16 protein-coding genes are annotated in these 17566 nt (G+C 68.2%); 12 read left to right on the top strand and 4 right to left on the bottom strand.

The window, feature by feature from the left end; all coding sequences use genetic code 11:
- Positions 1–687, top strand: coding sequence for a cupredoxin domain-containing protein (locus QSJ34_RS10220; protein WP_285574721.1), 687 nt, complete (start codon positions 1–3; stop codon positions 685–687).
- Positions 688–705: 18 nt separating this feature from the next.
- On the opposite strand, the gene QSJ34_RS10215 is transcribed toward QSJ34_RS10220, so the two are convergent.
- Positions 706–1764, bottom strand: coding sequence for a hypothetical protein (locus QSJ34_RS10215; protein WP_285574718.1), 1059 nt, complete (start codon positions 1762–1764; stop codon positions 706–708).
- A 218-nt stretch (positions 1765–1982) separates the two neighbouring features.
- Between QSJ34_RS10215 and QSJ34_RS10210 the strand changes: the two genes are divergently transcribed.
- The 8 genes from QSJ34_RS10210 (at position 1983) to QSJ34_RS10175 (ending at position 9612) form a co-directional block, all read left to right on the top strand.
- A complete protein-coding gene (locus QSJ34_RS10210) occupies positions 1983–3464 on the top strand; it encodes an aminotransferase-like domain-containing protein (RefSeq protein WP_285574715.1) in 1482 nt (493 codons plus the stop codon).
- 95 nt (positions 3465–3559) lie between these two features.
- The gene (locus QSJ34_RS10205) at positions 3560–4039 is read left to right on the top strand and encodes a c-type cytochrome (RefSeq protein ID WP_285574713.1); all 480 of its coding nucleotides are present in this window, start codon (positions 3560–3562) and stop codon (positions 4037–4039) included.
- Positions 4040–4235: 196 nt separating this feature from the next.
- Positions 4236–4427, top strand: a complete 192-nt coding sequence (locus tag QSJ34_RS10200) for a hypothetical protein (RefSeq protein WP_285574711.1) — start codon at positions 4236–4238, stop codon at positions 4425–4427.
- Entirely contained in the window at positions 4424–4516 is a 93-nt protein-coding gene (gene kdpF, locus QSJ34_RS10195) for a K(+)-transporting ATPase subunit F (RefSeq protein ID WP_285574708.1), read from the top strand. The genes QSJ34_RS10200 and kdpF overlap by 4 nt, the downstream gene beginning before the upstream one ends.
- Entirely contained in the window at positions 4513–6210 is a 1698-nt protein-coding gene (gene kdpA / locus QSJ34_RS10190) for a potassium-transporting ATPase subunit KdpA (RefSeq protein WP_285574706.1), read from the top strand. Before kdpF ends, kdpA begins: the two co-directional genes overlap by 4 nt.
- Before the next feature lie 15 nt (positions 6211–6225).
- Positions 6226–8454, top strand: coding sequence for a potassium-transporting ATPase subunit KdpB (kdpB, locus tag QSJ34_RS10185; protein ID WP_285574704.1), 2229 nt, complete (start codon positions 6226–6228; stop codon positions 8452–8454).
- Positions 8455–8556: 102 nt separating this feature from the next.
- Positions 8557–9150: a potassium-transporting ATPase subunit KdpC gene (kdpC, locus tag QSJ34_RS10180; RefSeq protein ID WP_285574702.1), complete on the top strand. Its 594-nt coding sequence runs from the start codon at positions 8557–8559 to the stop codon at positions 9148–9150.
- 150 nt (positions 9151–9300) lie between these two features.
- Positions 9301–9612 (top strand): hypothetical protein, encoded by a 312-nt coding sequence (locus QSJ34_RS10175; protein ID WP_285574698.1) that lies wholly within the window; start codon positions 9301–9303, stop codon positions 9610–9612.
- Between the two features lie 77 nt (positions 9613–9689).
- Here the strand turns inward: QSJ34_RS10175 and QSJ34_RS10170 are convergent, their stop codons facing one another.
- Positions 9690–11582 (bottom strand): APC family permease, encoded by a 1893-nt coding sequence (locus QSJ34_RS10170; RefSeq protein ID WP_285574694.1) that lies wholly within the window; start codon positions 11580–11582, stop codon positions 9690–9692.
- A 186-nt stretch (positions 11583–11768) separates the two neighbouring features.
- Between QSJ34_RS10170 and QSJ34_RS10165 the strand changes: the two genes are divergently transcribed.
- From QSJ34_RS10165 to QSJ34_RS10155, 3 genes are all read left to right on the top strand, one after another.
- Positions 11769–14456, top strand: a complete 2688-nt coding sequence (locus QSJ34_RS10165; RefSeq protein WP_285574691.1) for a sensor histidine kinase — start codon at positions 11769–11771, stop codon at positions 14454–14456.
- Positions 14453–15148: a response regulator gene (locus tag QSJ34_RS10160; protein WP_285574686.1), complete on the top strand. Its 696-nt coding sequence runs from the start codon at positions 14453–14455 to the stop codon at positions 15146–15148. Before QSJ34_RS10165 ends, QSJ34_RS10160 begins: the two co-directional genes overlap by 4 nt.
- Before the next feature lie 153 nt (positions 15149–15301).
- The gene (locus tag QSJ34_RS10155) at positions 15302–16009 is read left to right on the top strand and encodes a GntR family transcriptional regulator (protein WP_285574684.1); all 708 of its coding nucleotides are present in this window, start codon (positions 15302–15304) and stop codon (positions 16007–16009) included.
- Here the strand turns inward: QSJ34_RS10155 and QSJ34_RS10150 are convergent.
- A complete protein-coding gene (locus QSJ34_RS10150; protein WP_285574680.1) occupies positions 15994–16947 on the bottom strand; it encodes an ion channel in 954 nt (317 codons plus the stop codon). The two genes, QSJ34_RS10155 and QSJ34_RS10150, sit on opposite strands and share 16 nt — an antisense overlap.
- Before the next feature lie 85 nt (positions 16948–17032).
- Positions 17033–17512, bottom strand: coding sequence for a methylglyoxal synthase (locus QSJ34_RS10145; protein WP_285574678.1), 480 nt, complete (start codon positions 17510–17512; stop codon positions 17033–17035).
- Positions 17513–17566: the final 54 nt, after the last annotated feature.

Raw genomic sequence — 17566 nt, 5'->3', positions numbered from 1 at the left:
ATGATTCGAGCGTTTGCAACCGGCCTGTGCCTCGCGACCCTGGCCGCGCCGCTCATCGCGCCACTCTCCGCGGGAAGCCTCCAGGGCCCCGTGCGGCTGCGCGAAAAGGACGGCCGGCTGCGGCCCAGCCTGAAGGACTGCGTGGCCATGCTGGAGCCCCTGGAAGCCGCCGTGCCCGCGGCGGGGCCATCCAAACCCGTGACCATCCGCACGGTGGGAAAGCAGTTCATCCCGCGCGTCGCCCTCGCCACGCCGGGCACCGAAGTGGCCTTCCCCAACCTCGACCACATCCTGCACAACGTCTTCAGCGTGACCCAGGGCAACCGCTTCGACACCGGCCACTACAAGCCCGGCGACGCGCCCAAGGTGCGCGTGGTGAACCCGGGGCTGGTGAAGCTCTACTGCAACGTGCACCACCAGATGAACGCCTTCTTATGGGTGGTGACCACACCCTTCGCCCAGCTTCTGGACGGCCGCACGGGACTCGCCTTCGACCAGGTGCCGCCAGGCACGTACCGGCTGCGACTCTGGCATCCCGAATCCGGCGAGAAGACCTGGACCGTCAAGATCGGCAGCGGCCTCACGCAGGGCGCCTGGGATCTGGACGCCTCCCGGCCGCCGCTGGAGCCGCACAAGAACAAGTTCGGCCGCGACTACGCCCCGCCCGCGGACGACCGGAACTACTAGGCCCGGACCTCGGCCGCCTCAGAACCGTTTCACGAGGACGATCTGCTTCCGCGTGACGTCGTAGTCCTCGCCGTCGGCGCGCTGCCGGAGGTAGACGAGGGTTGCGAGCCAGTGCCCGGGCAGGGGGAGGGAGAGGTCCGCCCGGTGCCCCTTGGCGCGGCGGTAGAACCACCACTCGTCGCCGTTCACGGGGTAGAGCGTGCCCGTGGACGAGAGGCGCTGCCAGGTGATCGAAAGCTGGGGCCAGTAGAGCCGCTCCCGGCTGCCGGCCGTGGCCTGCACCTCTTCGCTGTTTTCGCCGGTCCTCCGGTTCTTCGCCTCGAACCAGCGCGCTTCCAGCGGAAAGCGGCAGTTCCACCGGGCCGAGGCACCGACCGCGTCCAGCACCAGCTTCTGCCGCGCGAGGGGATCGGCGCCCGGCAGCGCGCGCAGCCGCTCGGCGCCCGGGTTCCAGGACAGATTCCAGCGCCCCGCATGGGCGGTCCAGGACCAGGGCCCCGTGTCCAGCTTCAGCACCGCCTGCCCCGCCGCCAGATCCATGTCTCCGCCGAGGACGTTGCGCACCCGACCCACGGAGGCGCGGAGACCCGCCTCCTGGACCAGGCCCTCGCTGTCGCGCAGGCCCACCCGTCCCCCCGCGCCCAGGAAGCGGAGGTTGCGGTCCCAGAGGGCCTGGGAACTGAGCAGGCCGTTCTCCTGGAAACCCAGACTGAGGGTGCCGAAGCTGCGCGCGCTGGCCCAGGACAGATCCCCGTGGGCCACGTCCACCTGGGTGCCGTTGGAGGGCTGCTGATCCCAACGGGGCGCGTTGAAACGGTTCCCGTCCGAGCCCATCGCGGATCGCGTACCCGCCTCCAGATGGAGCGCGTCCAGATCCCAGGACCAGCGCAGGCGCAACTGCAGTGCGGTACGGCGGAAGCTGTCGCCCGCGTCGACCGGATTGTCCAGCCGGTCGCCGCGCAGCGTCAGCTCCCAGGCGGGTTTCCGGGGATCGGCGACCTCGGGCTGGAAGGGCGCGGCCTCCTGGCCGAAGGCGATGACGGCAGCCAAACCAAGGGTCCATCGGCGAATCGGCATCATCCTCCGCCCGGGGCGATCCGTGGAGGATAGCCCAGTGTCCGAGCCCGGTGAAGGATGACCCGGTGAAGCGAACCCACCGGATGGGTCGCTCCTTTCAAACCGGATCTGTCCAAAGCCCCGTGCCGCGGGACCCTGGTGGCTCTCACCCGGCGCTTCCCTTGACGGGGGCCCCTCCCAACCCAATTCTGATCCGACCCCCGACCGACGGAGCGCCCTTGGCTCAATGGGACCTCGCCATCGCACTGGATCGATCCCAGGCGGAGCCCCTGTACCTTCAGCTCGTGAAGGCCCTGGAGGAGGGCATCCGCCACGGCCGCTTCAAGCCCGGCGACGCCCTTCCGGGCACCCGCGCGCTGGCCGATCTCCTGGGCGTCAACCGCAACACCACCCTGGCGGCCTACAAGGAGCTCGAGGCCGAGGGCTGGATCGAGGTGGCCGCGGACCGGGGCACCTTCGTCGCCCGCCGGCTGCCCATCGTCGTGGAGGTGCCCGAGGGCATCGCGGCCCAGGACTCGGCCTCGTGGAAACGCGCCACACCGCGCAGCGAGCCCTTCTTCCAGCCCGGCGCGCCGGGCGTCGAATCCTTCCAGCTCATCCCGGACACGCCTGACCTGCGCCTCGCGCCCACGGACGCCATCCACCGCGCCTACGGCCGCGTGCTCAAGCTGCATCCCGAGCGGCTCCTCCAGCCGGGCTGGGATCCGCGCGGCCTGCTGGATCTGCGCAATTCGCTCTGCAAGATGCTGCGCGACATGCGCGGTCTCTCCGTCGAGGCGGGCAACCTGCTGCTCACCCGGGGCCTGATGAGCACCCTCAACCTGGTATCGCGCGTGCTCTTCGCGCCGGGGGACGCCGTCGCCGTGGAGAACCCCGGCTGGTTCCGCGTGGCCGAGGCCTTCAAGGCCGCGGGCGCGCGGCTCTTCCCCGTGCCCGTCGATGCCCAGGGCCTGAACGTGGAAGCCCTCGAAGCCCTCCTCATCCAGGAGCCCATCCGCCTGCTCTACCTCAGCGCCAGCCCCCAGCATCCCACCCAGGTGCGCCTCGATCCCGCGCGCCGCAAGCGCCTGCTGGAGCTGTCGCGGGCCCACGGCTTCCGCATCCTCGAAGGCGATCCCGGGCTCGGATTCCACCGCGAGAAGAACCCCACCCTGCCCCTCGCCAGCGATGACCTGCATGGCCGCGTGCTCTACTTCAGCAGCTTCGAACAGATCCTCGCGCCGGGCCTGCAGGTGGGCTTCCTCGCCGGCGAGGCGGGCCTCATCAAGGCCCTGGCCCAGCAGCGGCAGCTGGTGGACTGGCCCGGCAACCTGGTGCAGGAGGCCACCATCGAGGAGACCCTGCGCGACGGCGAAATCGTCCGGCATCTCCGCCGCATCCGCAAGGTCACCGACGAGCGCCGCGACACGATGGTGGACCGCCTCCTGCTGCACCTGCACCCGGCCATCAGCGTCGAGAACCCCCGCGAAGGGCTTTCCCTCTGGGTCCGCGTGGCCGAGGACGTGCCACTCGAGGCCTGGACCGAGCGCTGCCTCGCCCACGGCGTCGTCTTCTATCCCGGCGGCCTCTACGACCTCCACCGCCAGAACCTGCCCTTCATCTGCCTGGGCTTCGCCGCGCACAACCTCGACGAGCAGAACGAGGCCTGTTCGCGCATGGCCCTGGCCCTGAAGGAAGCCCGCGCCCGGCGCCCCGGATGAACCGGATCCAGCTCCGCGCACAAACCGGATCTGGCGCGCGCGCCGCCACGGCCCATCCTCTGACATCAAGCCCTTCTGCGCCCCAAGGAGCGGACATGAAGCCCACCCAGGAATCCGTCCACATCCCTGCTTTCCGCCGGGCCCTGCCCCGCGCGCTCGGCGTGCTGGTCGCCGGCCTGGCACTGGCGGCCTCCGCGCAGAGCCCCAGCCCTAGTCCCGGTCCCAGTCCCAAGAGCGTCAACCAGCTGAAGGCCTTCTTCCAGCAGAACTGCATCCGCTGCCACGGCGCGGACGGCTCCGCCCACAACGCCGAAGGCAAGAAGCTCTCGGGCCTGGATTTCACGAAGGCCGCCCGGGACTTCAGCGCCCTCAACGGCCCCGCGGCCGACCGGGAGATCCGCGCCATGGTGCACGCCATCCAGAAGGGGCTCTTCTTCGGCCTGTCCATGCCCGCCTGGAAGGACCAGCTCAGCGAGGAGGATTCGACACTCATGGTCCGGGAGGTCCTCCTGAAGGCCGAGCCCGGCAAGCCCATCCAGCCTCAGCCCGAAACCGGGGGCGGAAAGCCCCGCTGAGGGCCATCCCAACGATCTCTTAACGGGCCGGCGCCGTCTCCTAACGGCGCCTTAACGTTCGTCGTGGCCATCCTTTCATGCCGGCCTCTGACCGGCTCGCAGGAGGCGCCATGGGACGCGCGTGTTCGTTGCAGATGAGGGCCTCAGCCCCCTTCCTGGCGCGGGTGCCGGTTGCCCTCGGCCCGGGGGTGTCCCCGTGTCCCTGAATCCCTACCTCTTCCTGCCGACCGCCCTGACCCTCGGCTGGCTCGGCACGCGCGCGGCCCGGCACATCCGCCGCTCCAAGGGCACCAAGGCCGACATCGCGCTCATGTTGACCGTGTGCTGGGCCCCCCTGCTGGTCTGGGGCCTCGCCATCCTCTTGTCTCGATTCGGGAGCCCCTCATGAGCACGACCCTCCTCGTCGCCTCCCTCCTGGCCCTGGGCCTGCTGGGCTACCTCACCTTCGCCCTGCTGAAGCCGGAGAAGTTCCAATGAGCCACGCCTGGATCCAGAACCTCCTGTTCCTCGGCCTCCTCCTCGCCCTCGCCGTGCCCCTCGGCCCCTTCATCGCCAAAGTGATGGAAGGGGAACGCACCTTCCTCCACCCCGTGCTGGGGCCTGTGGAACGGGGCATCTACCGGCTCATGGGCATCTCCGGCGAAGAGGACATGGGCTGGAAGACCTACGCCTGGGCCATCGCCTTCATCAACCTGCTGGGCATCGCCGCCGTCTTCGCGCTGCAGAATGCCCAGGCCGCCCTTCCCCTGAACCCCGAAGCCATGGGCAAGCTGCCCACGGACCTCGCCTTGAACACCGCCGTCAGCTTCGTCACCAACACCAACTGGCAGAACTACGGTGGTGAAAGCACCATGAGCTACCTCACCCAGATGCTGGGCCTCACGGTGCAGAACTTCCTCTCCGCCGCCACGGCCATGGCCGTACTCGTGGCCCTCATCCGCGGCCTGGTGCGGCGCACCTCGAACGGCATCGGCAACGCGTGGGCCGACCTGGTCCGCAGCACCCTCTACGTGCTGCTGCCCCTCAGCCTGGTCATGGCCCTCCTGCTCGTCTCCCAGGGCGTCATCCAGAACCTTGCGGCCTACGTGCACACCGCCTCCGGCCAGGTCATCGCCATGGGCCCCGTGGCCTCCCAGGTGGCCATCAAGATGCTCGGCACCAACGGCGGCGGATTCTTCAACGCGAATTCCGCCCATCCCTTCGAAAACCCGAACGCCCTCAGCAACCTCATCCAGATGCTGGCGATCTTCGTCATCCCCGCGGCGCTCTGCCTCACCTTCGGCCGGATGGTGAAGGACCGCCGCCAGGGCTGGGCCGTGCTGGCCGCCATGTCGGTCATCTTCGTGCTGGCCCTTTCCGTCACCACCTGGGCCGAATCCAAGGGCAATGCCGGCCTGAAGCAGCTCCCCGTCGACCAGGTCGTCTCCGTGCACCAGGGCGGCGGCAACATGGAGGGCAAGGAAGTCCGCTTCGGCAGCGGCGCCACCAGCCTCTTCGCCACCATCACCACGTCTGCCTCCTGCGGGGCCATCAACGGCTGGCACGACTCCTTCAACCCCCTGGGCGGCCTCGTGCCCCTCTGGCTGATGGAACTGGGCGAAGTGGTCTTCGGCGGTGTGGGTTCGGGTCTCTACGGCATGCTCCTCTTCGCGCTGGTGGGCGTCTTCATCGGCGGCCTCATGGTGGGCCGCACGCCGGAATACCTGGGCAAGAAGATCGAGGCCTTCGAAATGAAGATGGCCTCCATCGCCATCCTCCTGCCCTCGGCGGCCATCCTCATCGGCACCGCGGCGGCCGTGCTCTCGACCGCGGCCACGGCCTCCATTTCGAACCCCGGGCCCCATGGCTTCACACAGGTGCTCTACGCCTTCAGCAGCTGCGCCCAGAACAACGGCAGCGCCTTCGGCGGCCTCAACGGCAACATCCCCTTCTACAACTACGGCCTGGCCCTGGCCATGCTCGTGGGCCGCTTCGGCGTCATCTTCCCCGTGCTGGCCGTCGCCGGTTCCCTCGGCCGCAAGAAGGTCACGCCCGAGGGTCTGGGCACCCTGCCGACGCACACCCCGCTCTTCGTGGCCGTGCTGGTGGGCGTGGTCCTGCTGGTGGGCGCCCTCACCTACCTGCCCGCCCTGGCCCTCGGCCCCATCGCCGAGCAGCTTTCGCTTCGCTGATTCCCGGAGACGATCATGGTTCCCCATTCCCGGCAGGACCTTCCCCACCTCGCACATGCGCGAGGTGGGACCTATGGGCAAGCCCGCCCCCTCTTCGAGCCCAGCATCGTGCGCCGCGCGGTCATCGATGCGCTTCGGAAGCTGAACCCCCTGCACCAGCTCCGCAACCCCGTGATGTTCACCGTGTGGATCTGCAGCGCCTTCACCACGGGGCTCTGGGTCCAGGCCCTGGCGGGCCACGGCGAAGGCCGTCCCGGCTTCATCCTCGCCATCTCCCTCTGGCTCTGGTTCACCCTGCTCTTCGCCAACTTCGCCGAAGCCATGGCCGAGGGCCGCGGCAAGGCCCAGGCGGATTCCCTGCGCAAATCCAAGCGCGACGTGAAGGCCAAACGCCTCGTCGGCACCGATCGCCAGGGCCCCCACAAGGTGGTTGATGCGCCGGAACTGCGCATCAACGACATGGTGCTGGTGGAAGCCGGCGAGACCATCCCCGGCGATGGCGAAGTGGTGGAAGGCGTCGCTTCCGTCAACGAAAGCGCCATCACCGGCGAAAGCGCGCCCGTCATCCGTGAAAGCGGCGGCGACCGCTCCGCCGTCACCGGCGGCACCCTGGTGCTCTCGGATTGGCTGGTGATCCGCATCTCCTCGAACCCCGGCGAAAGCTTCCTCGACCGCATGATCGCCATGGTGGAAGGCGCCAAGCGCCAGAAGACGCCCAACGAGATCGCGCTCGATATCCTGCTGGCGGGCCTCACCATCGTCTTCCTCCTGGCCACCGCCACCCTCCTGCCCTTCTCCATCTTCAGCGTGAAGGCCGCGGGCCAGGGCAGCCCCGTGAGCCTCACGGTGCTCGTCTCCCTGCTGGTCTGCCTCATCCCCACCACCATCGGCGGCCTGCTCAGCGCCATCGGCATCGCGGGCATGGATCGCATGATCCAGGCCAATGTCATCGCCACCTCGGGCCGCGCCGTGGAAGCTGCCGGCGACGTGGACGTGCTGCTGCTGGACAAGACCGGTACCATCACCCTGGGCAACCGGCAGGCGGTCGCCTTCCTGCCTGCCGAAGGCGTGGACATCAAGCAACTGGCCGATGCGGCCCAGCTCTCTTCGCTTTCCGATGAAACCCCCGAGGGCCGCAGCATCGTCGTGCTGGCCAAGGAGCAGTACGGCCTGCGCGAACGGGACCTGCACGCCCTCGACGCCCACTTCGTGCCCTTCACCGCCCAGACCCGCATGAGCGGGGTGAACCTCACCACGGAAGGGGGCCAGCGCCAGATCCGCAAGGGCGCGGCCTCGGCCATCGAGGATTACGTCCAGTCCAATGGCGGCAAGTTCCCCGACGACCTGCGCCGCACGGTGGATCAGATCTCCATGGCCGGCGGCACGCCCCTCGTGGTGGCCGAATATTGCCCGGGCCTGATCGGTGCGGGCGGCTCCGCCGACCGAACCAATGGGGGAGCGCGGGGGGACGCAGAGGCCCGCGGGCCGGGCGGTCCCCCCGCGAGAGCATTGGGCGTCATCCAGCTCAAGGACATCGTGAAGGGCGGCATCAAGGAGCGCTTCTCCGAACTGCGGGGCATGGGAATCAAGACCGTCATGATCACCGGCGACAACCCGCTCACCGCCGCCGCCATCGCCGCCGAAGCGGGCGTGGACGACTTCCTCGCCCAGGCCACGCCTGAAGCCAAGCTCAAACTCATCCGCGAGTACCAGGCCGGGGGCCGCCTCGTGGCCATGACGGGCGACGGCACCAATGACGCCCCCGCCCTCGCCCAGGCGGACGTGGCCGTGGCCATGAACAGCGGCACCCAGGCGGCGAAAGAGGCCGGCAACATGGTGGACCTGGATTCCAATCCCACCAAACTCATCGAGATCGTGGAGATCGGCAAGCAGATGCTCATGACGCGCGGGTCGCTCACCACCTTCAGCATCGCCAACGACGTGGCCAAGTACTTCGCCATCCTGCCGGCGGCCTTCGTGGCCACCTATCCGGCCCTGGGCGCCCTCAACATCATGGGCCTGCACAGCCCCGAAAGCGCCATCCTCTCGGCGGTGATCTTCAACGCGCTGATCATCGTCGTGCTGATCCCGCTGTCCCTGCGCGGCGTGAAGTACCGGCCCGTGGGTGCCGCCCAGCTGCTGCAGCGGAATCTGCTGATCTACGGCGCCGGCGGCCTGGTGGTGCCCTTCATCGGCATCAAGCTCATCGACTGGCTGCTCGTCGCCCTCCACTTCGCGGCCTAACCCTCCTCGGGGGGACCGCCTGCTCGCCATGCTCGCGATGTCCCCCCGATCCCCCGCAGTGGGGCTCGGAACAAGTCCGCACCCCACTGCCTTGGAGCTCCCATGAACCTGCAACTCCGTCCCGCCCTCGTCTCCTTCATCGCCCTCAGCGTCCTCACGGGCCTCGCCTACCCCGCCCTCACCACGGGCCTCGCCAAACTCATCTTCCCCAGGCAGGCCGCGGGTAGCCTCATCCACAAGGATGGCCAGGTGATCGGTTCCGAACTCATCGGCCAAGCCTTCACATCGCCGCGGGATTTCTGGAGCCGCCCCTCCGCCACCGTCGACGCCAACGGCAAGCCCCTGCCCTACAACGGCGCCAACAGCGGCGGCTCCAACCTGGCCCCCAGCAACCCCGATCTGAAGAAGGCCGTGGAAGAGCGCATCGCCGCCCTCCGCGCGGCGGATCCCGAAGCGACGGGCCCCGTGCCCGTGGACCTCGTGACGAGCTCGGCCAGCGGCCTCGACCCCCACATCAGCCCCGCCGCCGCCGCCTACCAGGTGCACCGCGTGGCCAAGGCCCGAGGCCTCGACGAAGCCAAGGTGCGCGACCTCGTGGCCGCCCACACGGAACCGCCCCAGATCGGCGTGCTGGGCGATGCCCGCGTGAACGTGCTGAAGCTGAACCTGGCCCTGGAAACGCTCGCCTCGAAATAAGGCCTCAGGCGGTTCAAAGGCCCATCTGATCCCACCGATCCCACGGGGGGACGCACGGAATCCGTGCGTCCCCTTTCCGTCCTTGCCACACTCCCCCGCCCCAAAAGCGCGCCATCCCAGTCACGATGAGGTTCCCAAGCGGAGGATCGGATGATGGAAACCCAGGCCCCCCTCACGCCCGCGCGGATGGCCGAGCTCATCGAAGCTCAGCAATGGCTCACCCTTGGGCACCGCTTCCGGGAGGTGCACCCCGCCGATGCCGCGGAACTGATGTCCCACCTCTCGCCCGAGGCGGAACTCGGCGAAGGGCTCGGCGGATTTGGCGGGAGCCGGGGCTTGGGCCAGCACTGGAAGGCCGACCAGCACGAGAAGCATGAGGGGCGAATTCATCACGACTCCAAAGATCCGGCGCAGATTGCCAGCCAGACAGGATCGCCGTGGCGCCCGTTAAGACGGCGCTAATAGAGGGTCCGCTTGCGTTAAGAAAACATTCGGAAGATCTTTGTCGCCCCATGCCGCGAGCCAGCAAAAGGCCCGGCCTACTCGATCACCGGCTCCACATGGTAGGGAATCGAAATCACGATGATCTTGGGCATGAGCAGAAGGGTGCCCTTGATGCGCCAGGCGGTTTGGTTGTGCAGCAGGTTCGCCCACCAATGGCCGGTTATGAATTCAGGCAGGATCACGGTGATGGTGTATTCCGGTTCCACCTTCCGCATGCGCTCCAGTTCCTGCACGATGGGCTCGACCACCTTGCGGTAGGGGCTGCGCAGGGCCCGCAGGGGAATGCCTTCGCAGTACCTCGGCCAGTCAGACTGCAGCTTGTCCAGCGCCGCGCTGTCGCGGCCGCGCTCATCGGGGAAGTCCACGGTGAGCGCCTCGACTTCGCCGCGGTCCGCGATGACCTTCGCGTAGTTGAGGGCCTGCACCACGCCCGCGTGGATGCCCGAAACCAGCACCACAACTCGGTTCCGGCGCGGACCGACGAAGTCCACACGGCTCGCGGCGAGGATCGACTTGATGCGGATGTAATGGCGGTGGATGTTGAAGAAGGTCATCACCATCAGGGGCACCAGGACGATGACGATCCAGGCCCCGTGGGCAAATCGCGTCACGGCGATCACCAGCATCACGATGCACGTCGTCACGGCGCCCACGCCGTTGATGAGCGCCTTCAGCTGCCAGGCCTTGCCCTTGAGGCGGAACCAGCGGCGCACCATGCCGGTCTGGCTGATGGTGAAGCCCAGGAACACGCCCACGGCGTAGAGGGGCAGCAGGTGGTCTTCCTTCCCGCCGAAGAGCAGGACCAGCACCCCGGCGGCCAGGGACAGGATGAAGATGCCATTGGAAAAGACGAGGCGGTCCCCCTGGCTCGTGAACTGGCGCGGCAGGAAGCCGTCCCGGGCGTGAAGCGCAGCCAGGCGCGGGAAATCCGCGTAGGCCGTGTTGGCCGCCAGGGCCAGGATCGCCATGGTGAAGCCCGTGGTGACGAGGTAGACGAGCCTGGGGAAGCCGTGCTCCGCGCCGCCCAGGATGATGCGGGTGAGCTGGGACAGCAGGGTCTCCGGCGAGTCCGGATGGTAGGTCAGCCCGTAGTGGTTCGTCAGGTAGGTGATGCCCAGGAACATCGTCCCGAGGATCACGACCATCCAGGTCATCGTCTTCGACGCGTTACGCGAGACCGGATCCTTGAACGCCGTCACGCCATTGCTGATGGCTTCGACTCCCGTGAGCGCCGTGCAGCCCGCGCTGTAGGCCCGCGCCAGCAGCCACAGGGCCGCCAGCTTGGAGGTGCCCTCCACGTGGGCGACGGCGGCATGGGCGGTGATGACTTCGTGGCCGGTTGCCACGTTCCAGAAGCCCTTGAGCAGCAGCCCCACGATGCAGACGACGAACCCGTAGGTCGGCAGCGAGAAGACCAGCCCGCTTTCCTTCACGCCCCGCAGGTTCATCAGGGCGATGAAGGCGATGATGCCCTCGGCCAGGAAGATGCGGTGGGCCTCTAGCCCCGGGAAGGCCGAGATGATGGCCGAGACGCCCGCGGATACGGACACCGCCACCGTCAGGATGTAGTCGATCAGGAGGGAGGCGCCCGCCGTCTGGGCCGCGGCTTCGCCGAGGTTGTCCTTGGCCACCAGGTAGGCGCCGCCCCCGCTGGGGTAGGCGTGGATGGTCTGGCGGTAGCTCACGTTGAGGATGAGCAGCAGGCCCACGATGCCAAGGGCCACCCACCAGGACCAGCCCAGCACGCCCGCGCCGAAGATGGCGATGGCCGCCGTGAGGGGCGCCATGATTTCCTGGGTGCCGTAGGCCACCGAGGACAGCGCGTCCGAACTGAACACCGCCAGGGCGATGGGATTGCTGATCTTGGTTTCGTGGCTCTCTTCCGTCGAGAGTCGCCGCCCCAGGAGAAATGATCGGACATTGGGCATGGTGGCTAGGGTTCCGGGAGGGTGGCCGTCGGGTGAGAGGACTGTGCGATCAAGGCCCACTCGGTTCTCGCATTCCCAAGAGCAGCCAACCCTAGAGAATGGCCCGAAGGCGCGTTAAGAAAGTGTTAGGAAGGAGAATCCCGCCCTGGACCTGCCGGAGAGCCCGACCTGCGCTAGGCTGGGCGGGTGCGCGAACCAGGACGGCCCGATCCTGAACCCCTGCTCCGTCGGGTGCAGGAGGAGGAGGCCCGGGCCCTGCGGGCCAAGCTGAAGGTCTTCTTCGGCGCCGCGCCCGGCGTCGGCAAGACCTACGCCATGCTCTCCGAGGCGCAGGAGCGAAGGAAGGAAGGGTTCGACGTGCTCGTCGGCGTCGTGGAGACCCACGGCCGATCCGAGACCGCGGCCCTCCTCGAAGGGCTGGAGGTCCTGCCGCGCCAGGAGCTGGCCTACGCGGGGCAGTTCCTTCCCGAATTCGACCTGGATGCGGCCCTGAAGCGCCGGCCCTCGCTGATCCTCATGGATGAGCTGGCCCACTCGAACGTGATGGGATCGCGCCACGTCAAGCGCTGGCAGGACGTGATGGAGCTCCTGGACGCGGGCATCGACGTCTACACGACCATGAACGTCCAGCACCTAGAGAGCCTGCGCGACGTGGTGGCCCAGATCACGGGCGTCATCGTGCGCGAGAACGTGCCGGACACGGTGCTCGAACGCGCCGACGAGGTCGAGCTGGTGGACCTGCCCCCGGACGACCTGCTGGTGCGCCTCAAGGAAGGCAAGGTCTACCTTCCCGACCAGGCCCGCCACGCGCAGGATCACTTCTTCCGCAAGGGCAACCTCCTGGCCCTGCGCGAGCTGGCCCTGCGCCACACGGCCGAAAGCGTCGACGCGCAGATGCGCCGCTACATGGCCTCCGAAGGCATCCGCAAGACCTGGGCCGCGGGCGACCGGCTGCTGGTCTGCGTGAGCCCAGGCGAGCTTTCCGAACGGCTCATCCGTGGCACACGGCGCATGGCCGGCGCCCTGGGCGCGCCCTGGATGGCCCTCTACGTGGAGTCGCGCCATCATCTGCGTTTCACGGAAGAAGAGCGCGCGCGCATCGAAAGCAGCCTGCGCCTCGCGGAGAAACTCGGCGGCGAGACGGCGGTCATCGAAGGCGCCGGCACCCTGGTCGAAGACATCCTCACCTTCGCGCAGGATCGCAACATCACCAAGATCGTCGTGGGCAAGCCCTCGCGGCCCCGCTGGGTGGAGCTGTTGAGGGGCTCGACGGTGGACGACCTCATCCGCGACAGCGGCACCATCGATGTCTACGTCATCAGCGGGGAACCCGGCCGCGAGCCCGCCGCCCCCTTGTTGAGGCGCGGCATCACGAGTCCCGCGCGCAACTACCTGCTGGCCGCCCTCGTCGTGGGCCTGGCCAGCGGCGCCGCGGGCCTCATCTTCCGCCGCAACGAGCTGGCCGACATCATCATGGTCTACCTCCTCGGCATCCTGATCGTGGCCACGCGCTTCGGCCGCGGCCCTTCCCTGCTGGCCTCCATCCTCAGCGTGGCGGCGGTGGATTTCCTCTTCGTTCCGCCCTACCTCACCTTCGCCGTCACGGACTTCCGCCACGTGGGCACCTTCGCCGTGATGCTGCTGCTGGGCCTCGTCATCGGCAACCTCACCGAGCGCATCCGCGCCCAGGCGCGGCTCGCCCGGGGCCGCGAGCAGCGCACCCACGCCCTCTACCGACTGGGCCAGGAGCTGGCCCGCAGCGCGGGTTCCGCCGCCCTGGTGGCCTCGGCCATCCAGAACGTGGCGACCCAGTTCCAGAGCCAGGGCGTCGTCCTGCAGCCCGATGAACATGGCCGCCTCCAACGGCCCGAGCACCCTCTGGCCTTCCCCCTCAACGAGCAGGAACTGGGTGTCGCCCAGTGGGTCTTCGACCATGCCGAACCCGCAGGCCTGGGCACGCTCACGTTGCCCGGCGCCCGCGCCACCTACCTGCCCCTCAAGGGGGCCCGCGGCGCCATCGGCGTCATGGGCGTGCTGCCCGAAGGCGCGCCGCGCTGGGCCGAGCCCGATCAGCGGCAACTGCTGGAAGCCTTCGCCAACCAGACCGCCCTGGCTCTGGAACGCGCGCTGCTGGCCGAACAGAGCGCCTTCGACCGGCAGCGGGCCGATGAGGAGCGGCTGCGCAACGCCCTCCTCAGTTCCGTCTCGCACGACCTGCGCACGCCGCTGGGCGTCATCACCGGCGCCGTGAGCACGGCCCTGGAGACGCCGGATCTCGCCGAGCCCGCCCGCCGGGAACTGCTCCAGTCCGCCCAGGAAGAGGCCCAGCGCCTGCACCGCCTCGTGAGCAACCTGCTCGACATCACCCGCCTGGAATCGGGGGCCCTGGACCTCCACACGGAATGGATGCCCCTGGAGGAGGTGGTGGGCTCGGCCCTCAACCGCCGCGAGATGGCCGCCGAGGCCCACCGTGTGCGCGTCTCCCTGCCCGAGGACCTGCCGCTCGTGGCCATGGACGGCGTGCTCATGGAGCAGCTGCTGCTGAACCTGCTCGACAACGCCCTGAAGTACTCGCCGCCCGGATCCCCCGTGGATATCAAGGCCTGGGCCGCCGGCAAGTCGCTCACCCTCTCCGTCTCTGACCGGGGGCCGGGCATCCCCCCCGGCGAGGAGGCACGCATCTTCGAAAAGCTCGCGCGCGGGCAGGTCGCCTCCAACCGCCCCGGCGCCGGCCTGGGACTGGCCATCTGCAAGGGCATCGCCATGGCGCACGGCGGACACATCCAGGCCGTCAACCATCCTCAGGGCGGCGCGCAGTTCCTCGTCATGCTGCCCCTCGGCACGCCGCCTTCCCTGCCTGAGGAGGCCCTATGAGCGGCCCCGGTGCCCTCATTCTCCTCGTGGAGGACGAACCGCAGATGCGCCGCTTCCTCCGCGTGTCCCTGGAGGGCAGCGGCTACCGTTATCTCGAAGCCGCCACAGGGCAGGAGGGCCTCAGCCTCGCGGCCCAGCACCGCCCCGACGTCCTCCTGCTGGACCTGGGCCTGCCCGACATGGACGGCCTGGAAGTCGTCTCGCGTCTGCGCGAATGGAGCCAGATCCCAGTCATCGTGATCTCGGCCCGGGGCCAGGAGAGCGACAAGGTCGACGCCCTCGACGCGGGCGCCAACGACTACCTCACCAAGCCCTTCGGCACCCGCGAACTGTTGGCCCGCGTGCGCGTGGCCCTGCGCCACGCCAATCCCGAGGCCGGAGAACAGCCGGTCTTCACGCTGGGGCGCTGGCGCGTGGACCTGGCCAAACGCCAGGTGTTCGTCGAAGACCAGGAGGTGCACCTCACGCCCCTCGAATACAGCCTCTTCACCACCCTCATCCGCCACGCGGGCAAGGTCGTCACCCACCGCCAGCTGCTGAAGGAGGTCTGGGGCGGCGCCGCCGGCGCCCAGCCGCTCTACCTCCGCGTCTACATGACCCAGCTGCGCCACAAGCTCGAAGAAGAGCCCTCGCGCCCTCGCTACCTCAAGACCGAACCCGGTGTCGGCTACCGTCTCTTCCTCGAAGACTAGGCAGGGGATTCCTCGCATCCGGGGATCGCTGTTTAAACGCGCACTCAATATTTCTGACCTGATATTTCTGTTGTATGGTGGTTTCAGGTCTGGCCGCTCGCGGGAAACGCGCAGCCGACTTCCCGTGGCTTTCCCCCTGATGTCGGTGCATCCATGAAACCGTCCAAATCCAATGCCGGCGGGCTTGACGTTCCGGAACCGCCCATCCTCCAGACGCGCTCCCTGCGCGAGCAGGTGCACGATTACCTCCGCGCCGAGATGCGCGCCGGACAGCTTCAGCCGGGTTCCTTCCTCGACCTCAATGCCCTGGCCCAGCCCCTTGGCGTGAGCCGCACGCCCCTGAGGGACGCCCTGCTCCAGCTGGAGGCCGTCGGCTACGTGGAAATCCTCCCCAGGCGCGGATTCCGGGTGAAGCCGCTCACGCTGGACGACATCCGCCACTACTACCAGGTCATCGGGTTCCTCGAATCCATGGCCCTCAGCATCACCGCCCCCAAGCTCGGAAAGAAGGACCTGCAGGGCCTGCGCACCGCCCACGAGGGCATGCTCAAGGCCCTCAAGCGCAAGGATCTCGACACCTACCTCGCCCAGAACGTGGCCATCCACCGGGTCTTCCTGGATGGCTGCGCCAACCCCCAGATCGAGGCCCTCCTGAGGACGCCGAAGGACCGCCTGAACGACCTGCCCCTGCGGCATATCTTCCACAACGAGTGGGAGCAGAAATCCGTGGAGGAGCACTTCGAACTGCTCCGCCTCCTGGAGGCCGGCGAGATCGAGGCGGCCGCGGCCTACCTCCGCGACGTGCACTGGTCCTTCGAGGTCCAGGAACCCTTCATCCGCGACTACTACATCCTGGACTGAGCGCCCTCCGCCGCCTCCACGGCTCCCACGTCGCGAAGGCGGAATTCCGTGCTGCCATCGGGCCCGAGGCTCGCCATGGGCTTGAACCTGAAGCCCCACAGCACCTCGTCGGCGACGTACGAGGTGCGCTGGTAGATGGTCTGGGCGAAGGTGTCGTCGAAGGCCTTGATGAGCACGATGAACTCGGCCTGGGAGCGGCGCAGATCGGCCTCGGTCATGCCGTGCAAGGGACTCGATTCATCGATGGGGTGCACCACGGTCCAGCTGGTGGGGAAGAGGTTGATCTTGCTGCGTTCCAGCTCCAGGGCGACGTAGCGCCGGGTCTGGTTGTCCCCATCGAGGAAGGACATCGACACCGTCGCCTCGACCTCGATGAGCTGGTTGCTGCGGCGGTTGGCGAAGCGGAACATGAAGCCCGTGATGCCGCGGTAGGGCGCCACCAGCGCGTGGTGGCTGAAGCACATCTGGGCGTGGGGACGGGAGAAGCGCCCGTAGAGCAGGCCCGTCGCCAGCGCGAAGCTGAGCAGGCCCAGCAGGGATTCCAGGGCCGCCACGGCGCTCACCAGGTGGCTGTTGGGGCTGATGTGGCCGTAGCCCACCGTCGTGAGCGTCTGGGCGCTGAAGAAGAAGGCGTCCAGCATCTGGTCCAGGCGGGTCGAGCCCCCGGTGCGGATGAAGTGCTCCATGCCCAGGCCCAGGTAGACGGCCGCGAACAGGGCGTTGGTGACGAGAAAGCCGAGGAAGAGCAGGGCCAGGAACTGGAAGCCGCCCATGGTGATGAGGCTGTGGTAGAGCTCGTAGCCGCGGAAGAGGGGCCGGCCCGCGCGCCGCACGTTGAAGCTGCCATCCTTGTTCACGCCTCGCGCGGGGCCCGTGCGCAGACCCAGGCCGAGGTCATCGTTCGGAATCGGTTTGCCGGGGGAGATCAGGGATGCCATGGCGCCTTGAAGGGAGCCGCCGGAACCGCCCGGCGGAATGGCCTAAGATCTCACGGGAGCCATCCAGACCGAAGCCGCGGGGAGGTCAGTCCCCGTCCACCTTGCGCTTGATGTACCCGCTGTAGTCCGTGAGCGCCGGCGCGTAGGCCTTCTTCATGAGGGGCGACGAGATGAGGAAGTCCGCGGTGCTGCGCGTGCAGGCCATGGGGAGGTTGTAGAGCACGGCGATGCGCAGTAGCGCCTTCACGTCGACATCGTGGGGCTGGGGCTCCATGGGATCCCACAGGAAGATCATCATGTCGATCTTCCCTTCGGCGATCAGCGCACCGAGCTGCTGATCCCCGCCCAGGGGGCCCGACTTGAGTTTCTGGATGGGCGGCACGGGCGCCGTGCCGAGGGCTTCCGCGGCGTTCCGCGCCAGCGCCTCCTCCACGAGGCGGCCCGTCGTGCCCGTGCAGATGAGCCGGTGCTCGGCGAGAATCGCATGATTCCAGGAGACCCATTCGATCATGTCCCGCTTGCGGTTGTCGTGGGCGACGAGGGCGATGGCCTTTTGGTGTTTCACGGAGCGCTCCCTCCTTCATCTTTCCAGAATCCGCGGGGCGCACGGAACGAAAGA

It is taken from the genome of Geothrix limicola (assembly GCF_030268085.1).
Taxonomy (GTDB): Bacteria; Acidobacteriota; Holophagae; order Holophagales; family Holophagaceae; genus Geothrix; species Geothrix limicola.
This window is presented reverse-complemented; position numbering and strand designations above follow the sequence as displayed.